This is a genomic window from Aeromonas ichthyocola, assembly GCF_046087985.1.
GTDB classification, from domain to species: Bacteria; Pseudomonadota; Gammaproteobacteria; order Enterobacterales; family Aeromonadaceae; genus Aeromonas; species Aeromonas rivipollensis.
Genome location: NZ_JBJSWH010000003.1, coordinates 211,759 through 231,565, shown reverse-complemented (window position 1 = coordinate 231,565; position 19,807 = coordinate 211,759). Strand labels below are relative to the sequence as shown.

Below are 19,807 nucleotides of genomic sequence, written 5' to 3'. Positions count from 1 at the left end.
GCTGGTCAAACCACGAAATTCGCCAAACTTCGGCGTACTATCGCAAATTTGAACAGATCTCACGACAAATTGATTACACCATGTACATCCCGCCATTAACATGCAGGGTTTCGCCGGTGATATAGGCCGCGTCGTCAGACGCCAAGAATACCACAGCGGCAGCAATTTCTTTTGGATCGCCCAAACGACCGGCAGGCACCTGATTCATGATGCCGGCACGCTGTTCTTCATTGAGCGCCTTGGTCATGTCGGTTTCGATGAAACCGGGGGCCACTGCGTTCACCGTGATGCCACGGGAAGCCACTTCACGGGCCAATGACTTGGTAAAGCCTACCAGGCCCGCCTTGGCGGCAGCATAGTTGACCTGACCGGCGTTGCCCATGGTACCAACCACTGAACCTATGCTGATGATGCGACCATGGCGCTTCTTCATCATGGCACGCAACACCGGCTTGCTCAGACGGTACAGGGAGGTGAGATTGGTGTCGATGATCTCGTTCCACTCGTCATCCTTCATCCGCATCAACAGGTTATCGCGGGTGATTCCGGCGTTGTTGATCAGGATGTCGATGTCGCCAAAGCGTTCCTTGATGGCGGCAAAGACGGTTTCGATGGATTCCTGACTGGTCACGTTCAGTGCCATGCCGCAGCCCTGCTCACCCAGATAGGCGCTGATGGCCTCGGCACCGCTCTCGCTGGTCGCGGTTCCCACCACTTTCGCGCCACGGGCCGCAAAAGTTTCGGCAATCGCACGGCCTATGCCACGGCTGGCGCCGGTGACCAGCACAACTTTATCGGTAAAACTCATGACTTGCTCCTGTTTATTTGACTTGGGCCAGCGCCTGCTCGAAAGAGGCGGCATCGTTGGCGTGAATGCCTTCCACGCGCGGGTCGATGCGCTTGGCCAGCCCGGTCAACACCTTGCCCGGTCCCATCTCGATCTCGAGGGTGACGCCGTCGTTTGCCATCCGCTCTACCGTCTCGGTCCAACGGACCGGGCTGAACAGCTGACGCACCAGGGCTTGCTTGATGGCGGCCGGATCCTGTTCACAGGACACGTCGACATTATTGATGACTGCGATGGTTGGAACCTTGATCTCGATCCCATCCAGCGCGGCGGCCAGCTTTTCGGCGGCGGGTTTCATCAGGGCGCAGTGGGACGGCACAGAGACCGGCAGCGGCAGTGCACGCTTGGCGCCGGACTCTTTCATCAGCACGTTGGCGCGCTCGACCGCTTCCTTGTGACCGGCGATGACCACCTGGCCCGGGGAGTTGAAGTTGACCGGAGAGACCACCTGGCCTTGCGCCGCTTTCTCGCAGTTGGCGGCGATGGAGTCGTTGTCCAGACCTATGATGGCGGCCATGGCACCTGTGCCTTCCGGCACGGCTTCCTGCATGGCCAGACCACGCAGTTCAACCAGCTTGACGGCGTCGGCAAACGCCAGGGCACCGCTGCACACCAGGGCGGAATACTCGCCCAGGCTGTGACCGGCCATGACGGCGGGGGCTGCCCCGCCCTGCTGTTGCCACAGGCGCCACAGGGCGACGGATGCAGTCAGCAGTGCCGGCTGGGTGCGCCAGGTCTTGTTCAGATCCTCGGCGGGACCATTCAGCACCAGGGCAAACAGGTCATAACCCAGCACTTGGCTCGCCTCGGCGAAGGTCTCTTTAATTACAGCGTGTTGCTCGGCGAGCTCCGCCAGCATGCCGACGCTCTGGGAGCCTTGTCCCGGGAAGGCAATGGCAAATCGGGTCATCATTGATTCCTTTAAGGTAAGACGAAATCGGTAAGCGGGCGCCTAAGACTCGCGGCGCCGCTTGGTATCAGAGGCGAACCAGCGCCGAGCCCCAGGCAAAACCGCCGCCGAAGGCTTCCAGCAATACTAGCTGGCCCGGTTTGATACGGCCGTCACGTACCCCTTCATCGAAGGCGATGGGCACGGAGGCGGCGGAGGTGTTGCCGTGGCGATCCAGGGTCAGGATCACCTTGTCGAGCCCCATGCCGAGTTTCTTGGCGGTGGCGTTGATGATACGGAAATTGGCTTGATGCGGGACCAGCCAGTCCAGCTCGCTCGGAGCTATGTTGGCGGCAGCCAGGGTCTCGGTCACGATCTCGCTCAGGCGCGTCACCGCAACCTTGAAGACATCGTTGCCCTTCATGTACATGTAGGCTTCGAGCTCGGCACCCGGCATGCCACGACGAGGCTGCGGCAACTTGAGCAGTTCGCCATAACGGCCGTCGGCATGGAGGTGGGTGGAGAGGATACCGGGGGTCTCGCTTGCCCCGATCACCACGGCCCCTGCCCCATCCCCGAACAGTATGATGGTGCCCCTGTCTTCCGGATCGCACATGCGGGAGAGCACGTCGGCACCGACCACCAGGACATGGCGAGCGGCGCCGGACTTGACGAACTGATCGGCAATGGAGAGCGCATAGGTGAAACCGGCGCAGGCCGCCGCCACATCAAAGGCCGGGATCCCCGGAACCTCGAGCAGCCCCTGCAGTTCGCAGGCCGCGGCCGGGAAGGCGTTCTCGGCGCTGGTGGTCGCCAGCACTATCATGTCCAGATCGGCAGCGGTCAGGCCCGCGGCATCCAGCGCCCGCAAGGCCGCCTGATGAGACAGGGTCGCGACGCTCTCGTCGCTCCCGGCGATGCGGCGTTCACGGATCCCGGTACGTTCCACGATCCACTCGTCACTGGTTTCAACCATCTGCTCAAGATCGGCGTTGGTACGAACCGAACTCGGCAGATAACTGCCAGTACCCAGAATTTTGCTATGCATAGAGTTTTATAAATCCCTGTCGGAAAAGACAGATTCAAGGCGATCTGCAATTTGCAATGGAAGTTGGTGTTTGGCTTCTTGTGCGGCCAGCAGAATCGCATGACACAGAGCGCGGCGCTCGGCCCGCCCATGGCTTTTTACCACAATGCCGCGCAATCCTAACAGACTCGCGCCATTATACTGGTCGGGGTTCAGGTAAGAAAAACGCCGTTTGAACATAAATCCGGCGAGTCGACCAAGAAAACTGCGTTTTTTGCGAGGATATCCGGCCAGTTCGGCCATCATCCGCACCACGCCCTCTGCGGTCTTGAGCGCCACATTGCCGACGAAACCGTCACAGACGATGACGTCGCTGTCACCGCTGAAGATCCTGTCCCCCTCGATGAAACCGACAAAATTGAGCGCGGCGCACTGGCGCAACAACTCGGCGCTGTGGCGTACCAGGTCATTGCCCTTGATCTCCTCCTCCCCCACGTTGAGCAGCGCCACCCGGGGGGAAGCTATCCCCTCGACCTGCTCGGCCACCACTGAGCCCATCACCGCAAATTGCAGCAAGGTGTCCGCATCGCAGCTCACGTTCGCCCCCAGATCCAGCATCACGGTGCGTTTGCCGCTCAGTGTCGGCAGCGCCTTGATGAGGGCGGGTCTGTCGACCCCGGGCAGGGATTTGAGCACGCATTTGGCCATGGCCATCAGGGCGCCGGTATTGCCGGCACTGACGCAGGCATCGGCCTCACCGGCTTTCACCAGATTGAGCACAACCCGCATGGAGGAATCTTTCAGGGTACGCAGCGCCACGATCGGCTTTTCGCCCATGCCCACGACCTGGGATGCATGTACGAGACGAACGCGGGGATGATTCAGCAAGCCATGTTGCTGCAACAGAGGGGCGATCAGGTGTTGGTCACCGACCAGAACAAGATTTAGTTGAGGCAGAAGAGACAGTGCCTGCACGGCGGCAGGCACTGTTTCAGAGGGGCCAAAATCTCCCCCCATTATGTCTAGCGCGACAGTTTGCGTAGACAAAGGCAATCCTTAAGCGATTACCTTTTTACCGCGGTAGAAACCATCGGCAGTCACGTGGTGACGACGATGAATTTCGCCACTGGTCTGATCAACAGTCAGGGCTGCAGTGGTCAGCGCATCGTGGGAACGACGCATGCCACGCTTGGCGCGGGTTTTACGGTTCTGTTGTACGGCCATGGTAGGCTAACTCCTAAAATTCACTTACGTTTGAGCTCTTCAAGAACTGCAAAGGGATTCGGCCGCTCATCAGCAGGCTCGATGTCACCCCAAGTCATTTCCATGTTTCCTCTGGGGCAGGCATCCATGGGATGCATGGCCACCTGAGGCAACGAGAGGATGAGTTCATCCTCCAGGATTTGATGAAGATCTATCTCGCCGTTTTCGTCCAACTCAATGGGCTCATAAGCTTCCGGCAGCTCTTCCTCGTTTGTTCTCTCGAACAGCGGAGTGTAAATAAAACTAGCTTCACAAAGGTGTTCGAAAGCCTCTCCACAACGCTGGCAAACCAGGTCAACCTTGGCATGGGCAGTGCCTTTCATAACGGTCAACTTCTGGACATCTTTGCCAAACTGCAGAGTGACGTCCACATCACTTCGCAAGCCTTCGGTTGATGCTTCCAGTCTGGGCATCTGCGACTTTTCCACTATCCCGACATAATCGAGTAGCTTCAAGGCATTACGGACTGGATCAACCTTAACGGGCAACTTCACCTTTTGCATAGGGCGCGAATATTATAGGTCCAACAAGGGATAGTCAAAGGAAAAAGTCCTTACCGCCGATGATTTTACCTGCACAAGCCCCTGCATGCAGTAACTTGTGTTCATCGGTGGCCGATTATGCCATAAACCGCGGGATCCCGCACAGGATCCTGTGTGGACATCCCCCTTGGCCAGGATCTCGGGGTCAGTGAGCCCTTTATGCCGTTGCACGCCCCTTCCCCATCAAGCAACCCACTCACCAGGCACCCGGCTTGGCGGTCCGTTCCCGAGAGCCACCATTATCGGATTCAGGGCGCGGCAGGGCAGCCCCCACCACCGAGCAATAGCTGTCGAGGCGCGGTTCCGGGTTGGGCCTCCATCAACCGGCGTATGGTCTGAAAGCTGCCCAGCGCCGCCTTGATGGTCATCGGATTGACCAGCCAACCCGGCAAATGGCTGCCCGGGTTGGTATAGCTTTCGAGCCTGATCAGGGTGCTGCCATCGGGTTGTGGCAACGCCTCCCAGCGACCGGCACTCTCCCGGATCCGGTACAGACCCGGGCGGGGTGCCAGGGCGTCCGGCTCGGCCCATACCTCCAGCACCAGCGCACAGTCGGCCCGCCTGATCAGATGCGAACGGGTGATGAGCTCCCTGTCCTGCACCGGCCAAGGGGACGCCAAGCGGGTGTAAACCAGATCGTCATCCGGGCCGGATTTTGCCAGCAGCCGCACCTCGCGACTGGATGGCAGCCACTCCCGATGGCGCGCGGTGTCTCTCAGCACGGTCAGCAACGCCATGGGATCCGCCTTGACCCGCATCTCCAGGCGCAAGGCAAGGAAGGGGGATGGTGGGCGGGCCTGGGTCCAGAGCTGTACGCCGCCCTCCCCCTTCTCGGGCTGCCACTCCTGCCCCCAGCTCGCGAGGGAGAGCAGCATCAGGGCCAGCACACCGTATCTTGTCATGTCGCACTCCTGCCGCATCAACTGGGGTTACGCCGTTTTCGGGCCGCCAGCATGCATGTTGCTGTAAACCAACGCCGGCGTGCTGGTGTTCGGGGTAGTTTGCGTGAGCCTTCTGCCACAGTTAGAATCAACCAATTGATTTATAAATGGATATCATCAACAGATGCACACGCCCCTGATCCTCGCCTCCACTTCCCGTTATCGCAAGGCGCTGCTGGAAAAACTCGGCCTGCCGTTCCAATGTGCCTCCCCCGAGGTCGATGAAGCCCCGCTGGCCGGGGAGTCGGCCGAGGCACTGGTCAGCCGCCTGGCCCATGCCAAGGCGAGCGCCATTGCCCGCCAACATGATCAGGGGTTGATCATAGGCTCGGATCAGGTGTGTGTCTGTGACGGGCGCATCCTCGGCAAGCCGGGCACAGTGGATAACGCGGTGGCGCAGCTGATGATGGCCCAGGGCAAGAGCGTCACCTTTTATACCGGCCTGTGCGTACTCAATGCCGCAAACGGCCGGGCCGAGCAGCTCGTGGAACCCTTCACCGTGCATTTTCGCTCCCTGGATGAGGCAGCCCTGCGCCGTTATGTGACGGCTGAACTGCCCCTCGATTGCGCCGGCAGCTTCAAGTGTGAGGGCATGGGGATCATGTTGTTCAAGGGGCTGGAAGGCCGGGATCCCAACGCCCTGATCGGCCTGCCCCTCATCGGCCTGATCGAATTGCTCGCGCGCCACGGCCTCAATCTGCCTTGAGCCTGAACAGGCCATAGAGACAACAATGGGAGCCTTGGCTCCCATTGTTGTCTTGGTGTTCATCAACTCAGGCGACGATCCGCCCCACCGAATCCATCAGGGTTCCGTCCCAATCGAAAATGGCGAGTCGGATGCGCTGTATCAGCGTGCCAGCTTGTTCAGGAAGGCATCGAGCTCGGGGGCGAGCGGCGCTTCCACCTGCATCTCGCGATCATCCACCGGATGGGTGAAGCTCAGCTTCCAGGCGTGCAAGAAGAGGCGCTTGAGCCCCAGGGTCCGCATCTTCTCATCAAAGGCCGCCTCACCGTATTTGTCATCACAGGCGATGGGGTGACCGGCGTGCTGGGTATGAACCCGGATCTGGTGGGTGCGACCTGTGATGGGGCTGCACTCTACCAGGGTGGCTTCGGCAAATTGACGGGCAATCCGGAAACGGGTCTCGGAGGGCTTGCCATCACTGCTGACCCGCACCACCCGCTCGCCGGATTGCAGATCGTTCTTGCGCAGCGGCGCATTGACCACCTTGACGTGGGACTGCCACTGACCGCGCACCAACGCCAGGTATTGCTTGCGCATTGTCTTGACCCGCAGCTGCTCGTGCAGGCTGCGCAGGGCACTGCGCTTCTTGGCGACCAGCAGCACGCCGGAGGTGTCGCGGTCGAGTCGGTGCACCAGCTCCAGGAAACGGGCTTCCGGGCGCAGGGCGCGCAGCCCCTCGATGACGCCAAAGCTCAAGCCGCTGCCGCCGTGCACCGCCATGCCGGACGGCTTGTTCAGCACTATCATGGCCTCGTCTTCAAACAGGATCTGGCTCTCCAGACGCTGGATGCTGCCGAGGTTGGCAGAGGGCAATTCGTTCTTCTCGGCCACGCGCACGGGGGGCACCCGCACCTCGTCGCCTGCGCAGAGTTTGTATTCCGGTTTGATGCGTTTCTTGTTGACGCGCACCTCTCCTTTGCGAAGGATGCGATAGATCAGGCTCTTGGGGACGCCCTTTAACTGAGTCTTGAGAAAATTGTCGATGCGCTGCCCTTCATGCTCAGCTTCGATGGTGAGCAGCTGCACTTGTTGATGTATCTGTGTCATGGCGCGGATTTTAACACCGCCGGCAGCCCTTGGCTGCATGCTTTGTTAAAAAATGGCGTCTTGCTATAAAAGTGGTTTAAATGGGATAATAAACAAGGTTTTGTCATTGTGTTCAAGCCTTGTACTAAGTGGCCAAAAAGTATGCCACCCAATCCCGAAACACCGTGTATACAAGAACATGACGGTTCCCGGGTGCGAGGTACAACGCATGGAGAACGCAAACAGAACCGATTTAATTGTCTCCACACCGGTATCCTTAATTCATGCCTTCTCGAGAAGGCTGAACCAGAGTGCCCTTAGTTTGCGCCTCATGCATGTCCCAACCGGGAGGTTGCCCAAGCATGCTGAAGACCCGAGGCCGGCACCGGCAGGATCCTGTGGAGGAATCAAAATGACAAAATAATGAGAACTCAATGAAAAGAATGCTAATCAACGCGACTCAGGAAGAGGAGTTGCGCGTAGCGCTGGTTGACGGACAACAGCTCTACGATTTGGATATTGAAAGTCCGGGACACGAGCAGAAGAAAGCGAACATTTACAAGGGTAAGATCACCCGCGTAGAACCCAGTCTTGAAGCTGCTTTTGTTGACTATGGCGCCGAGCGCCACGGTTTCCTGCCGTTAAAGGAAATCGCCCGCAATTACTTCCCCTCCGGTTACTCCTATCAGGGTCGTCCCAACATCAAAGAAGTGGTCCGCGAAGGCCAGGAAGTGATCGTCCAGATTGACAAGGAAGAGCGTGGCACCAAAGGTGCGGCCCTCACCACCTTCATCAGTCTGGCCGGCAGCTACCTGGTGCTGATGCCGAACAACCCCCGTGCTGGCGGCATTTCCCGTCGTATCGAGGGTGACGAGCGGACCGAGTTGAAAGAAGCTCTGAGCGGACTGACAGTGCCAGACGGCATGGGCCTCATCGTGCGTACCGCCGGTGTGGGCAAATCCCCGGAAGAGCTGGAATGGGATCTTAACGTCCTGCTCAACCACTGGGACTCCATCCACAAGGCATCACAGAATCGCTCCGCGCCCGTGCTCATCCACCAGGAGAGTAACGTCATAGTACGCGCGATTCGTGACTATCTGCGTCGCGATGTGGGCGAGATCCTGATCGACAATCCGGTCATCTTCGAGCGTGCCAAGTCGCACATCGAGCTGGTTCGCCCCGATTTCCTCAATCGAGTGAAGCTGTACAAGGGTGATGTCGCCCTGTTCAACCACTTCCAGATCGAGAGCCAAATCGAGTCTGCCTTCCAGCGTGAAGTGCGCCTGCCCTCCGGCGGCAGCATCGTCATCGATCCGACCGAAGCGCTGACCTCCATCGATATCAACTCCTCCCGCGCCACCAAGGGCGGCGATATCGAAGAGACGGCGCTGCAGACCAACCTGGAAGCAGCCGACGAAATTGCCCGTCAATTGCGTCTGCGCGACTTGGGTGGCCTGATTGTCATCGACTTCATCGACATGACGCCGGTTCGCCATCAGCGCGAAGTGGAAAACCGTCTGCGTGAAGCTGTCCATCAGGACAGGGCACGCATCCAGCTGGGCCGGATCTCCCGTTTCGGTCTGCTGGAGATGTCTCGCCAGCGTCTGCGTCCCTCCCTCAACGAGTCCAGCAGCCACATCTGCCCCCGTTGCCAGGGTCAGGGTGTCATCCGTGACAATGAATCTCTCGCCCTGTCCATCCTGCGTCTCATCGAAGAAGAGGCCATGAAGGACAACACAGAGCAGGTTCACGGCCAGGTGCCGGTCGATGTTGCCGCCTATCTGCTCAACGAGAAGCGTGCCTCCATCGCCAGTCTGGAACAGCGCAATGATGTCCGTGTATACATCATTCCGAACCAGCATCTGGAAACCCCGCACTACGAAGTGACCCGCATCCGTCAGAACGAGATCCCGGAAGCGGCCAGCTACGAGCTGAAAACCGAGATTGCCAAGCCGGTCTACCAGCCCAAGCAAGCTCAGGTCATCGAGCGCGAGCAGCCGCTGCTGCAAGGCTTCGTCCAGGCGCCTCAACCGGCCGCCCCTGTTGCCGCCCCGGCCCCCGTCGCAGCACCGACACCGGTCGCCGCCGAAGCGGGTCTGTTTGGCAAGCTGTTCAAGGCCATCTCAGGTCTGTTCGGCTCAGACGCAGCCCCGGCACAAGCGAAAGCCGCTGCCGAGAAGCCGGCCGCACAACGGGAAGCGCGCAAGGATGAGGGTCACCGTCATCAACGTGACGAAACCCGCAGCCGTGGCCAGCGTGGTCGTCGCGATGACAACCGCAGCAACCGCAACCCGGCCGACGCCGGCGAGAAGCGTGAAGGCGCCGCCAACCGCGAGGGTGGCGAGAGCCGCAACCGTCGTCCGCGTAAAGAGCGCGAGCCCCGTCAGGAGCGTGAACCCCGTGGTGAAGTGCGCAGCGAACAGCGCATGGAACGTGAGCCCCGCGAAGCACGCAACGAGCCTCGTGCGGACCGCGAGCCCCGTGAGCCCCGTCAGGAACGTGAACCCCGCGCCCCGCGCCCGGCTCGCGAACCCCGTGCTCCGCGCGAGCCCCGTGCCGAGGTCGTGGTTGAAGCGGTAGAAACCGTCGAGACTGCCGCCGTCAGCGCCGAGCCGCGTCAGGAAAAAGAGCAGAAAGTGGCCGAGCGCCGCGAACGTCGCCAGCTGCGCAAGCAGGTTCGGGTCGATGTCGCCGCCACCGACACCCCTGCCCTGCCGGTAGACGAGCAGGCCCATGATCTGGTCGAGACTGCGGCCGTGGTCGGTGAGCAAGAGGAGCAGACCGAAGGTCAGCGCCGCCCTCGCCGTACTCCGCGCAGTCAGCGGATCGAAGGCCAGCGTCGCAAGCGCATCAACGAAGATGCCCGTGGCCAGCGTGATGATGAACCTCAGGCCGAAGTGCAACTGACCACAGCCGCTCAGGCGGATGCTGCTCAGGTTAAGGTGGAAGAGCCCGCCGTACCTGTCATCACCATCCCGAGTGCCGAGGCCGTTGCCGCCGCGCTGCAAGCCTCTGCCGCCCTGACCGAGCACGTGGTCGCCGAAGCCGTGGCCGAAGAGGCCCATGAGCAGGCTCAAGCGGCTGTGGCCGAGGTCGCCGCCCCTGTGGTCGCCGAGGTGGTTGAAGCACCCGTTGCTATCGAGGCGGCGCCTGCCGCCGTCGAGCCGGCCCCGGTGGCCATCGAAGCAGCTCCTGTCGCTGCCGAGCCGGTAGCCGAGGTGGTTATCGAGGAAGCTCCGGTCGTGGTCGAGGCCAGCATCGCTGACCAGGCTGTGGTAGAAGCCGCCCCGGTTGTGGTGGAGGCGGCTCCTGCCCCGCAAGCCGAGGAAGTGATTCCTGCCGCCGAGCCTGTCGCCCCTGTGGTTGCACAGCCCGAGCCTGTCGTCGCCCCGGCCACCAAGCCGGTTGCCAAAGGCGCTGGCGTACTGGCCCGTGCCCGCAAGGCTTCTGCGCCCATGGCAACGCCGGCAGCAGTGCCCGCCCCGGCCCCCCGTGAGCCGGTTGAGCAGGCCCCGCTGGAGCGTAGCGAAGTCGCGAGCTCAGGCCGCCACGGTGGCAGCACAGCCGCCGTCAATGTAGCAACCAGCCCGGCGGGTCGCCCCTGATCCCCTAGCTTGTCTGGTCTGATAAAAGAGCCACACCTTGTGTGGCTCTTTTTTTTGCCTTGTCCCGTCCTGAATATGGTTTACACCTTTCCCCCACATAAATGGAGAGCCCGATGGGACAAGGTGTGAAACGGACACAGCGTGATTACTCGCTGACTTTTAAACTGGCGCTGGTCGAGCAGATTGAAAAAGGCGAGCTCACCTGCCAGCAGGCACAAGCCCGATACGGCATTCAGGGCAACTCCACCGTTCTGGTATGGTTGCGTAAACATGGTCGGCAAGATTGGAGCCAGGGGGCTTCTGTGCGCGCCGGCAGGAGCATCACCATGCCTGACCCCGACAACCAGACGCCCGAACAGCGCATCAAGGAACTCGAGCAGCAGCTGGCGCTGATGAGCCAGAAGGCCCAGTTCTTTGAGGCCGTCGTCGATGTCCTGAAGAACGACTACGGCGTCTCCATCGTAAAAAAGCGACCCGGCAAGTCCTCTCGCAGCGGCAAGTCGAGAGGCTGACCATCGTCAGGGCTTGCCTGTTTCTGGGAATAAGTCGTCAGGCTTACTACAAGCGCAATCGGGTTGCAGACCTGCGCCATGCACAGGGGCTGCAGGTGGTGCGCTTCGTGCGTCAGGTACGGTTACGCCAGCCACGGGTCGGCACCCGCAAGCTGCATTATCTGCTGCAGGGTCAGGATGTTGGCCGAGCACCGCCTGCTGGTGCAGCTCAGGCGGGCGTATCACAAGACCACCCACAGTTTTCACCGTTTCTACCGTCACTCTGTCGGCCTCCCCTTCGTCTCTTGCCCTGCGGCAACCAAGACCCCAGGAACCATGCCTGGGAGCCTCGCCCTTGCTCCCGCCCTACAGGCCCTCTTGCTTATCATGAAAAGCTCAGCCTGTCACGGGACAAACAAGGCGTCCGTAACACGGCCAGGGATCATGGCCAGTCACACCGGCGCTGCGTCATGAGCGGGGCTGGATTCAAGGAATGAAGGGCGAGAGCTGAAGCCCTGATGAGAGGGTGAGACGATGGCTTAGTAGCCTCTGACCCCTGACAGGCGAGATGGGCTGCGGTCAGGCTTCTCTGCTGACAAGGGGTGAATGAGGGAGATGCAGGTTGGCGGGGATCTATCAGTGAATGAACACCTTTGTTTGATGGCATATAAGGAGTGTTTCTACCGGTTGCAGCGCATGACGGCTAGCAGCGGCCGGATCCCAGCCATGAAAAAAGGGCCCGCAGGCCCTTTGTCATTGATGCTATGCGTTGGCTGTCAGCCACCAAACAGATTGTTGCTGATCAGGAAGAGTCCACCGGAGAGCAGCATGGTGAGCGGCAGGGTCAGGACCCAGGCCAGCAAGATGGTCTTGATGGTCTGACTCTGCAGGCCCGACTTGTTCGCCACCATGGTCCCCGCCACCGCGGAAGAGAGGATATGGGTGGTGGATACCGGCATGCCGGTCATGCTGGCCACCCCGATGGAGGCAGCAGCCGTGATCTGGGCGGCAATGCCCTGGCTGTAGGTCATGCCGGAAGAGCCTATCTTCTCGCCCACTGTGTAGACGATACGACGCCAGCCCACCATGGTGCCGCAACCCAGCGCCAGCGCGATGGAGACGATGACCCAGGTCGGCGCGTATTCGGCCGTGGCGGTCAGGTCCTTGCGCCATTTGGCGAGATCGGTCAGCTCCTTGGCCGGCAGCGGCAGCTTGGAGACCTTGCGGGCAGTGTCGTCGATACAGAGCAGCAGACGGCGCACCTCGCGGCGATCGGTCAGGCTCATCTGCTCGTAGGTACGCACCTGGCCCAGACGGTTGTCCAGGGTGGCCATGGCCTCGAGGGCCTCACCAGCCTCGCAATGAGTCATCAACTCTTCCTGGGCATGGGCAGGAACGCTGAAGTTCACGACAGTGGACACCTGCTCCTGGTTGCGCTGGTAGATCTCCATGATGCGCTGGTTGGCATCCTGGGTTCTGTCCAGATCGTAGGAGCGGCTGTTCATGTCCAGTGCGAAGTAGGCGGGCGCCATGCAGATCAGCACCAGCATCACCAGACCTATGCCCTTCTGGCCATCGTTGGAGCCGTGCACGAAGCTCACCCCCATGGCAGAACAAATCAAGGTCACTCGAGCCCAGAACGGCGGATGCTTCTTGCCGTCCACCAGCAGCCGCTCTTCCGGGGTTTTGTGGATCTTGCTGCCAAGCCAGACTCTCTTCATCGCGAACAGCAACAAGGCGGCAATGATGAAGCCCACGGTGGGAGAGATGATGAGGGAGAGCATGATGTCGATGGCTTTGCCGACGTTGATGCCCTCATTCAGAGGTTGATCGCTGATCAGGGCATAGGCACCGCCTACCCCCAGAATGGAGCCGATCAGCGTGTGAGAGCTGGACGCCGGGATGCCGAAGTACCAGGTTCCCAGGTTCCAGACAATGGCTGAAAACAGCAGGGAGAACACCATGATCAGACCCTGGGTCGAATCCATGCCGAGCAGCAGATCGATGGGCAACAGATGGACGATGGCATAGGCCACCCCCAATCCCCCCATCATGACCCCGGCAAAGTTGAACAGGCCGGAAGCCACTACCGCGGTGTGCGCGGGCATGGCCTTGGTATAGATAACCGTTGCTACCGCGTTGGCGGTATCGTGAAAGCCATTGATGAACTCATAGGCCAGCACAAAAAAAACGGCCAATACCAAACCTATTGACCACCACAAACCCAAACCACTAAACATTTCAAACATAAAAACGAACCTGTTTATGAGTTGCGGCGGATTATGCCAGAAGGCTCGGTGCGCCATACCCGTTGTTGAAATATTTCAGTAAGAAAAAAAAAGGGCTTTCCGTCAGAAAATGTCTTAGGCCCTGCTGGAATGGGACTTGTCATGGATTAATTAAAGCCCGTTTACACCTCATGGGTAGGTGTCAATCAACGCCAAGCATCCCTCAACTCACCGCCAAGCTGGCGATTTTTCACGCGTTTTACCATCAGGTTCCCACGTCACTGGCCCCCGTACCGCACGCCCCCTCCCCTTCGCAGAAAAGCAAAAGGGTGCCGAAGCACCCTCTATATAAGCAGCATGAAGGCGGACATCAGTCCTGGTTGATGCGGCTGGCCACCGCACCTTGCTGGCTCTTGTACTTGGCGTTTTCCCGCTTGTTGTAGGGACGGGCCGCGGCGCCGGAGAGCATCTCGAAGTTCAGCGCCCCTATCTTCATCTTGGGGCGCAACGCCAACGGCAGTTTGCCGCCATTGTAGAACTCCAGCACGATGCGACCGGACCAGCCCGGATCGATGCGGTGCGCGGTCACGTGCACCATGAGGCCGAGCCGTGCCAGGGAGGAGCGCCCGTCCAGCCAGCCGACGATGTCCGCAGGCAGGGTAACGGACTCGTAGGTCACCGCCAGCGCCAGTTGACCCGGGTGCAGATAGAAGGCTTCGCCGTCCGGGATGTGGATCTCGTCGCTCATCACCCGATCGATGGCATCGGCCATCTCGCTGCTCGGACCGCTCAGATCGATATAGGGGGCGGTATGATCGCGAAACACGCGAAACTCGTTGCCGAGCAGCACATCGACGCTGACGCCACTGATCCGCTCAACACCGGGCCTCGGCTCAATGACGATCTTGCCTTCATCCAGATGGCGTTCGATATCGGTATCACAAAGACGCATTCGGCGACTCTCCTGACAAAAGTTTCATTTAAAAAAGCCGGGCATCACCCGGCTTGTTTCATATCAACCAATCAACATGTGGCGGATGCGCGCCTTGAGCATGTCGATGGCGATGCGGTTCTTTCCGCCACGGGGCACTATCACGTCTGCATACTGCTTGGACGGGTCGATGAACTGCATGAACATGGGGCGTACCGTCTTCTGATACTGCTTGAGGACGGAGTCCATGGTGCGGCCACGCTCTTGCACATCACGCACCAGACGACGCAGCAGACAGATGTCCAGCGGGGTATCCATGAAGATGGAGGCATCCATCAGCTCACGCAGACGACTGTCGGTCAGCAGCAGTATGCCTTCCAGAATGATGACCCGGCGCGGCGCGAAGGCGGTGACGTCGCTCAAGCGCGTGTGTTCGGTATAGGAGTACTGGGGGATATTGACGGCATCCCCTTGCACCAGCTGGGTCAGATGCTGCACCAGCAGATCGTGATCCAGGGCATTGGGATGGTCATAGTTGGTCTTGACCCGCTCTTCCATGGTCAGGTGGGTCTGATCACGGTAGTAGCAATCCTCGGTGATCACACCAATCTGACCTGCGCCCAGCTCGGCCACCAGCTCTTCGTAGATGGTTTGAGCGATAAGACTCTTGCCGGATGCGGACGCACCAGCAATACCGATGATCACACACGAATGTTGAGTATCAGACATTGAAAATACCTAAAGAGAAGAGCACTGGGGATTGTTTAAACCGATCCATTATATAAAAAAGGGTGGTTCATGCCCACCCCAAATCCATTGCAACCGGCCGACAGCCGATTATTCATCCAGCGCCACCGTGTAGAGCGGGGTCGCAATCGGTTTACCGCTGAAATAGAGCTCGGCCCCCACCCGACGGGCCAGTTTCAGATAGGCCTCAGCCAGTCCTCCTTCCGGTGATCCGAACACGGTGGGACAGCCATCGTCCATGTGCTGGCGGATGTCGATGTGCAGCGGCAACTGACCAAGCAGTGCCACTTGATACTGCTCTGCCATCTTCTTGCCGCCGCCGGTACCGAACAGCGCCTCGTGATGACCGCAGGCACTGCAGACGTGATAACTCATGTTCTCGACGATGCCGAGCACGGGCACATTGACCTTGTTGAACATGGCGATCCCCTTGCGGGCATCCGCCAGCGCCACATCCTGCGGTGTGGTGACGATCAGGGCGGCCGTGGTCGGCACCTGCTGGGCCAGGGTGAGCTGGATGTCCCCTGTGCCTGGCGGCATATCCACCACCAGGTAATCCACCTCTCCCCAGCGAGTCTCGTGGAGGATCTGCGCCAGCGCCTTGCTCGCCATGGGGCCGCGCCAGATGGTGGCATCCTGCTCCGCCACCAGGTAGCCGATGCTGTTGGTCTTGAGACCACAGGCCATGACAGGCTCCATCAACTTGCCGTCCAGGCTGTGGGGGCGCTCCTTGAGAGTCCCCATCATGGTCGGAATGGAGGGGCCATAGATGTCCGCATCCAGAATGGCGACCCGTGCCCCCTCCTTTTGCAGGGCCAGCGCCAGGTTGACGGCGGTGGTGGACTTGCCCACCCCGCCCTTGCCGGAGGCCACCACCAGGATGTTGCGAATGCCCTGTACCGCTGCAAGTTGCTGGGCGCGAGGCATGCTCGCCACCTCGATGTCGCACTGCCAGTCGACGATGGCGGCCCCCGTGGCGGCCCTGATATGGGCATCGAAGGCTTCTTTCATCTGTTCAAACAGGGTCTGGCCGGCAAAGGGCAGTACCAGCTTGATGGTCAGGGTCTGCCCATGCTGCTCGATGGCACGCACAAAACCGGCCGCCACCAGATCCTGGCCCCATCCAGCCGGCTTAAATTCGGCAAGGATCTGTTTTACTGAATCAATCACCATTAACTCCCCATTATGTTGTCGTTATCCTGAGGTGAAGGGTTACCGCACACAAATCAGTGGCTTGCCGACGTTCTCATGATGCCGTCCGCTGCGGGCCTGCGGGCCACAACCCTAGGCAGGCCGCCCCCAATTCGGGTAACATGCTCGGCACTGTATCATCCCAACAGGCACATCAAGAACGTATTATGGCAACTGATCCTCGTAGAATGCTGGTAACCTGCGCCCTCCCCTATGCCAACGGCTCCATCCATCTTGGCCACATGCTGGAACACATCCAGGCCGATATCTGGGTTCGTTATCAGCGAATGCGTGGCCATCAGGTGCATTTCGTCTGTGCCGATGACGCGCACGGTACCCCCATCATGCTCAAGGCGCAGCAGATGGGGATCACTCCCGAGGAGATGATCGCTGCCGTATCCCAGGAGCATCAGGGGGATTTTGCCGGCTTCAACATCAGCTTCGACAACTATCACTCGACCCACAGCGATGAGAACCGCGAGCTGGCCGGGCTTATCTATGGCCGCCTCAAAGAGTCCGGCAAGATAAAGATCCGCACCATCTCCCAGCTGTTCGATCCGGAAAAGTCCATGTTCCTGCCGGACCGCTTCGTCAAGGGTACCTGCCCCAAGTGCAAGTCCCCGGAGCAATACGGTGACAACTGCGACGCTTGCGGCGCCACCTACAGCCCGACCGAGCTGATCGATCCGAAATCCGCCGTCTCCGGTGCTACCCCGGTGATGAAGGACTCCGAGCACTTCTTCTTCGATCTGCCGCAGTTTGAAAAATGGCTCTCTGAGTGGGTGCGCGGCTCAGGTGCCATCCAGGAAGAGATGGCCAACAAGATGCAAGAGTGGTTCGAATCCGGCCTGCAGCAGTGGGACATCACCCGCGACGCCCCCTACTTCGGCTTCGAGATCCCGGGCGCCCCGGGCAAGTACTTCTACGTCTGGCTGGATGCCCCCATCGGCTATATGGCGTCGTTCAAGAACCTGTGCGACAAGCGCGGCGACATCGACTTCGACAGCTACTGGCAGGCGGACTCCGAGGCCGAGCTCTATCACTTCATCGGCAAGGACATCGCCTACTTCCACTGCCTGTTCTGGCCGGCCATGCTGGAAGGGGCGGGTTTCCGCAAGCCGACCAAGGTCAACGTGCACGGTTATGTGACCGTCAACGGCGCCAAGATGTCCAAGTCCAAGGGCACCTTCATCAAGGCGTCCACCTACTTGAAGCACCTGGATCCCGAGTGCCTGCGTTACTACTACGCCGCCAAGCTCAACAGCCGCATCGACGATCTGGACTTGAACCTCGAAGACTTCGTCTCCCGGGTCAATGCCGACGTGGTCAACAAGCTGGTCAATCTGGCCTCCCGCAATGCCGGCTTTATCGCCAAGCGTTTCGACGGCAAATTGGCCGACAGCTGCAGCGAACCCGAGCTCTATAGCGAGTTCGCAAGCGCCCGCGCCTCCATCGCCGATGCCTACGAGGCCCGTGAGTTCAGCCGCGCCATCCGCGAGATCATGGCGCTCGCCGACAAGGCCAACCGCTATGTGGATGACAAGGCTCCCTGGGTCATCGCCAAGCAGGAAGGGGCGGATGCGCAGTTGCAGGACGTCTGCTCCGTGGGCATCAACCTGTTCCGGATGCTGATGGCCTACTTGAAGCCCGTCATGCCGCACCTGGCCGAGCGCGCCGAAGCCTTCCTGGGCGAGACCCTCTCCTGGGATGGCGTGGCCCAGCCATTGACCCACCACCAGCTGGCCCCCTTCAAGGCGCTCTTCTCCCGCATCGAGCCCGCCAAGGTGGAAGCCATGGTGGAAGCCTCCAAGGAAGATCTGGCCAAGGAGCAGGCGCCAAAAGCGACAGGCCCGCTGGCAGACGACCCCATCAGCGAAACCATCAGCTACGACGACTTTGCCAAGATAGATCTGCGGGTGGCCCTCATCAAGAAGGCAGAAGCGGTGCCGGAAGCCGAGAAGCTGCTGAAACTTCAGCTCGACATCGGCGGTGAGACTCGTCAGGTGTTCGCCGGCATCAAGTCCGCCTACAACCCGGAAGATCTGGAAGGCAAGCTGACCGTGATGGTGGCCAACCTGGCCCCGCGCAAGATGCGCTTTGGCATGTCCGAGGGCATGGTGCTGGCCGCAGGCCCGGGCGGCAAGGATCTCTGGATCCTGGAGCCCCAGGAAGGCGCCCAGCCAGGCATGCGCGTCAAGTAAGCGCAGCCGACACCCAGATGAAAAGAGAGGCCCAGCGCCTCTCTTTTTTATTCCTCTTTCTCCCTAGCCTTGGCGCTGCAACGCCATCCGCAGACCAATCAGCTCCGCCTGCCGGCAGTCCAGCTGGTGCAACTGGCAGCGTATCGCCTCCCGCAGGGCGCGCACTTGCTTGTTCCGCCCCGTCTGGCGACGCAGCCGCCTGTGCCATTGCCGGGAGTCCTGCAACTGACCCAACCTGTCCTGCCACTCGATCAGCATGGAGAGCCAGGCCGGATCGCCCTCCCCCTGCCCCACCAGCAGCTCCACCCCATAACGGGTCTGCTTCAGGACCAGCCGCAACCTGTGCCAGTGACGCAACTGCAGCCTGTTGCCTGCAGAGTGCTCCAGCCCGGGAGCGGCCAGACAATCCGCCAGACCAAGCGCCAGATGCATCTGAAAAAGCGGCAAGGGATTGAAGTCGGCAGGGACCAGCAACAATCGATCCAGCCAGCGCGCCAGTCGCACCGTCAGCATGGGCACCCGGGGGGCGGCCTCAGGGAGGGGCTTGCCGCCAAAGTGCGCCGCATAGACCTGGGCATCCCGCAGGGCGGAGAGTCTGCCCACCGCGCACATCAGTCGCCGCTCCAGCCCGGGTTCATGGATCAGGGGACGCCAGAGCGCGAGCAGGGCCAGCAGGCGACGAGTCGCAATCCTGTAGCCATGGACCTCCTCCGATCCCGCCCGCTGACGCAAGGCCAGGGTGGCGGCCCAGTATTGCTCCATGAGACGGCGTGCCTGCTCTAGCCCCTTGCCCTGATCCATCATCTGCCGGCCTCCTGCCTGCTCAGTTGGTATGAAAACCGGACCCCGTGGGGGGCAATGCCCGGGTGCACTCCATTCGGGTCACCGTGGCCGTTCGGGGCCCGTGCTCCAGCCAGCCCAGCATCATCTGCACCTTCTGCTCAGGGCCGGCGATCAGGATCTCCACAGAGCCATCTTCCAGGTTGTAGGCATGTCCCCTCAGCCCCAGCTGCAGTGCCCGCTCCCGGGTGAAGTAACGAAACCCCACCCCCTGTACCTGGCCCCACACCCGCACGACAAACGATTGCTCTCCCATTTATCACACCTTCCCCTTAAGAAATTTTCCCCCAAGG

17 protein-coding genes and 2 pseudogenes are annotated in these 19,807 nt (G+C 60.3%); 4 read left to right on the top strand and 15 right to left on the bottom strand.

Annotation, left to right across the window (positions count from 1 at the left end; genetic code table 11):
* Positions 1–73: 73 nt before the first annotated feature.
* The 7 genes from fabG to ACF2JD_RS09795 all read right to left on the bottom strand — a co-directional run bounded on the left by fabG (position 74) and on the right by ACF2JD_RS09795 (position 5,470).
* Positions 74–808 (bottom strand): 3-oxoacyl-ACP reductase FabG, encoded by a 735-nt coding sequence (gene fabG, locus ACF2JD_RS09825; protein ID WP_111910607.1) that lies wholly within the window; start codon positions 806–808, stop codon positions 74–76.
* A gap of 13 nt (positions 809–821) precedes the next feature.
* A complete protein-coding gene (gene fabD, locus ACF2JD_RS09820) occupies positions 822–1,757 on the bottom strand; it encodes an ACP S-malonyltransferase (RefSeq protein WP_440987308.1) in 936 nt (311 codons plus the stop codon).
* Between the two features lie 67 nt (positions 1,758–1,824).
* Entirely contained in the window at positions 1,825–2,784 is a 960-nt protein-coding gene (locus ACF2JD_RS09815; protein WP_139434511.1) for a beta-ketoacyl-ACP synthase III, read from the bottom strand.
* Positions 2,785–2,790: 6 nt separating this feature from the next.
* The gene (plsX, locus tag ACF2JD_RS09810; protein WP_025326978.1) at positions 2,791–3,810 is read right to left on the bottom strand and encodes a phosphate acyltransferase PlsX; all 1,020 of its coding nucleotides are present in this window, start codon (positions 3,808–3,810) and stop codon (positions 2,791–2,793) included.
* 9 nt (positions 3,811–3,819) lie between these two features.
* Complete coding sequence (gene rpmF / locus ACF2JD_RS09805; RefSeq protein ID WP_005300935.1) at positions 3,820–3,987, bottom strand: 50S ribosomal protein L32; 168 nt, start codon at positions 3,985–3,987, stop codon at positions 3,820–3,822.
* A gap of 20 nt (positions 3,988–4,007) precedes the next feature.
* The gene (gene yceD, locus ACF2JD_RS09800; RefSeq protein ID WP_043131878.1) at positions 4,008–4,529 is read right to left on the bottom strand and encodes a 23S rRNA accumulation protein YceD; all 522 of its coding nucleotides are present in this window, start codon (positions 4,527–4,529) and stop codon (positions 4,008–4,010) included.
* 287 nt (positions 4,530–4,816) lie between these two features.
* Entirely contained in the window at positions 4,817–5,470 is a 654-nt protein-coding gene (locus tag ACF2JD_RS09795; RefSeq protein WP_440987307.1) for an START domain-containing protein, read from the bottom strand.
* A gap of 163 nt (positions 5,471–5,633) precedes the next feature.
* Here ACF2JD_RS09795 and ACF2JD_RS09790 point away from each other — a divergent pair, with 163 nt between their 5' ends.
* On the top strand, positions 5,634–6,215 hold the full coding sequence (locus ACF2JD_RS09790; RefSeq protein ID WP_408794824.1) for a Maf family protein: 582 nt from the start codon (positions 5,634–5,636) through the stop codon (positions 6,213–6,215).
* A 70-nt stretch (positions 6,216–6,285) separates the two neighbouring features.
* On the opposite strand, the pseudogene ACF2JD_RS09785 reads toward ACF2JD_RS09790, so the two are convergent.
* Together ACF2JD_RS09785 and rluC are read right to left on the bottom strand one after the other, a co-directional pair.
* Positions 6,286–6,357 (bottom strand): annotated as a pseudogene (locus ACF2JD_RS09785) (HAD family hydrolase); the annotation flags it as partial.
* Positions 6,357–7,301, bottom strand: a complete 945-nt coding sequence (gene rluC / locus ACF2JD_RS09780; protein WP_234689961.1) for a 23S rRNA pseudouridine(955/2504/2580) synthase RluC — start codon at positions 7,299–7,301, stop codon at positions 6,357–6,359. The pseudogene ACF2JD_RS09785 and the gene rluC, both read right to left, overlap by 1 nt.
* A 413-nt stretch (positions 7,302–7,714) precedes the next feature.
* On the opposite strand from rluC, the gene rne reads away from it, so the two are divergent.
* Together rne and ACF2JD_RS09770 are read left to right on the top strand one after the other, a co-directional pair.
* A complete protein-coding gene (gene rne, locus ACF2JD_RS09775) occupies positions 7,715–10,885 on the top strand; it encodes a ribonuclease E (RefSeq protein WP_440987306.1) in 3,171 nt (1,056 codons plus the stop codon).
* A 113-nt stretch (positions 10,886–10,998) separates the two neighbouring features.
* Positions 10,999–11,658: pseudogene (locus tag ACF2JD_RS09770) on the top strand (IS3 family transposase); the annotation flags it as partial.
* Positions 11,659–12,152: 494 nt separating this feature from the next.
* Here the strand turns inward: ACF2JD_RS09770 and ACF2JD_RS09765 are convergent.
* The 4 genes from ACF2JD_RS09765 to apbC all read right to left on the bottom strand — a co-directional run bounded on the left by ACF2JD_RS09765 (position 12,153) and on the right by apbC (position 16,455).
* Positions 12,153–13,625, bottom strand: coding sequence for an inorganic phosphate transporter (locus ACF2JD_RS09765; protein ID WP_106886792.1), 1,473 nt, complete (start codon positions 13,623–13,625; stop codon positions 12,153–12,155).
* Between the two features lie 349 nt (positions 13,626–13,974).
* The gene (gene dcd / locus ACF2JD_RS09760) at positions 13,975–14,556 is read right to left on the bottom strand and encodes a dCTP deaminase (protein ID WP_025326971.1); all 582 of its coding nucleotides are present in this window, start codon (positions 14,554–14,556) and stop codon (positions 13,975–13,977) included.
* A gap of 63 nt (positions 14,557–14,619) precedes the next feature.
* Positions 14,620–15,264, bottom strand: a complete 645-nt coding sequence (udk, locus tag ACF2JD_RS09755) for a uridine kinase (RefSeq protein ID WP_139743902.1) — start codon at positions 15,262–15,264, stop codon at positions 14,620–14,622.
* 108 nt (positions 15,265–15,372) lie between these two features.
* Positions 15,373–16,455, bottom strand: a complete 1,083-nt coding sequence (gene apbC / locus ACF2JD_RS09750; protein ID WP_106886793.1) for an iron-sulfur cluster carrier protein ApbC — start codon at positions 16,453–16,455, stop codon at positions 15,373–15,375.
* 185 nt (positions 16,456–16,640) lie between these two features.
* Between apbC and metG the strand changes: the two genes are divergently transcribed.
* Positions 16,641–18,674 carry a methionine--tRNA ligase gene (gene metG / locus ACF2JD_RS09745; RefSeq protein ID WP_440987305.1) on the top strand — a complete coding sequence of 678 codons (2,034 nt, stop codon included), beginning with the start codon at positions 16,641–16,643 and terminating at the stop codon, positions 18,672–18,674.
* Positions 18,675–18,737: 63 nt separating this feature from the next.
* Here the strand turns inward: metG and ACF2JD_RS09740 are convergent, their stop codons facing one another.
* Positions 18,738–19,478: a CHAD domain-containing protein gene (locus ACF2JD_RS09740; protein ID WP_440987304.1), complete on the bottom strand. Its 741-nt coding sequence runs from the start codon at positions 19,476–19,478 to the stop codon at positions 18,738–18,740.
* A 19-nt stretch (positions 19,479–19,497) separates the two neighbouring features.
* Complete coding sequence (locus ACF2JD_RS09735) at positions 19,498–19,770, bottom strand: acylphosphatase (RefSeq protein ID WP_106886796.1); 273 nt, start codon at positions 19,768–19,770, stop codon at positions 19,498–19,500.
* Positions 19,771–19,807: the final 37 nt, after the last annotated feature.

Bases quoted from the DNA above. Each gene is read 5' to 3' on its own strand.
- fabG (WP_111910607.1), bottom strand. From the start codon at position 808: ATGAGTTTTACCGATAAAGTTGTGCTGGTCACCGGCGCCAGCCGTGGC.
- fabD (WP_440987308.1), bottom strand. From the start codon at position 1,757: ATGACCCGATTTGCCATTGCCTTCCCGGGACAAGGCTCCCAGAGCGTC.
- ACF2JD_RS09815 (WP_139434511.1), bottom strand. From the start codon at position 2,784: ATGCATAGCAAAATTCTGGGTACTGGCAGTTATCTGCCGAGTTCGGTT.
- rpmF (WP_005300935.1), bottom strand. From the start codon at position 3,987: ATGGCCGTACAACAGAACCGTAAAACCCGCGCCAAGCGTGGCATGCGT.
- yceD (WP_043131878.1), bottom strand. From the start codon at position 4,529: ATGCAAAAGGTGAAGTTGCCCGTTAAGGTTGATCCAGTCCGTAATGCC.
- ACF2JD_RS09795 (WP_440987307.1), bottom strand. From the start codon at position 5,470: ATGACAAGATACGGTGTGCTGGCCCTGATGCTGCTCTCCCTCGCGAGC.
- ACF2JD_RS09790 (WP_408794824.1), top strand. From the start codon at position 5,634: ATGCACACGCCCCTGATCCTCGCCTCCACTTCCCGTTATCGCAAGGCG.
- rluC (WP_234689961.1), bottom strand. From the start codon at position 7,301: ATGACACAGATACATCAACAAGTGCAGCTGCTCACCATCGAAGCTGAG.
- rne (WP_440987306.1), top strand. From the start codon at position 7,715: ATGAAAAGAATGCTAATCAACGCGACTCAGGAAGAGGAGTTGCGCGTA.
- ACF2JD_RS09765 (WP_106886792.1), bottom strand. From the start codon at position 13,625: ATGTTTGAAATGTTTAGTGGTTTGGGTTTGTGGTGGTCAATAGGTTTG.
- dcd (WP_025326971.1), bottom strand. From the start codon at position 14,556: ATGCGTCTTTGTGATACCGATATCGAACGCCATCTGGATGAAGGCAAG.
- udk (WP_139743902.1), bottom strand. From the start codon at position 15,264: ATGTCTGATACTCAACATTCGTGTGTGATCATCGGTATTGCTGGTGCG.
- apbC (WP_106886793.1), bottom strand. From the start codon at position 16,455: ATGGTGATTGATTCAGTAAAACAGATCCTTGCCGAATTTAAGCCGGCT.
- metG (WP_440987305.1), top strand. From the start codon at position 16,641: ATGGCAACTGATCCTCGTAGAATGCTGGTAACCTGCGCCCTCCCCTAT.
- ACF2JD_RS09740 (WP_440987304.1), bottom strand. From the start codon at position 19,478: ATGATGGATCAGGGCAAGGGGCTAGAGCAGGCACGCCGTCTCATGGAG.
- ACF2JD_RS09735 (WP_106886796.1), bottom strand. From the start codon at position 19,770: ATGGGAGAGCAATCGTTTGTCGTGCGGGTGTGGGGCCAGGTACAGGGG.